The sequence below is a fragment of the Pseudoalteromonas sp. GW168-MNA-CIBAN-0100 genome (genome assembly GCF_040309225.1).
In the GTDB taxonomy this organism is placed as follows: domain Bacteria; phylum Pseudomonadota; class Gammaproteobacteria; order Enterobacterales; family Alteromonadaceae; genus Pseudoalteromonas; species Pseudoalteromonas arctica.
On the sequence record NZ_JBEOOL010000815.1, the window covers coordinates 1 to 253 of the forward strand.

General features: G+C 41.1%; 1 pseudogene. It reads right to left on the reverse strand.

Annotated elements, in window-relative coordinates:
- A pseudogene (lpxB, locus tag AAEY62_RS23545) lies at nucleotides 1–253 on the reverse strand (lipid-A-disaccharide synthase); the annotation flags it as partial.

A 253-nucleotide genomic window follows, 5' to 3' on the forward strand; every position in this document is an offset into this window, starting at 1 on the left:
GCTAATGTGTGTCCTACAAATGTACAAGGTACTTGGTGCTTGTCGTAAAATTCTTTTTCAAACGGTAATAATGCAAGCACTAAGTTAGTAGCAGCACTTATGGTATGAATGCGCTTTTCTCGCCATGCCCAAACCGAGGGGCTTACGTATTGTACTGTTTTAATTCCGGCGTCTTTAAGGGGTTTTTCTACGCGCAAGTTAAAATCGGGCGCATCTATGCCAATAAATACATCGGGTGGGTTATCAATAAAAT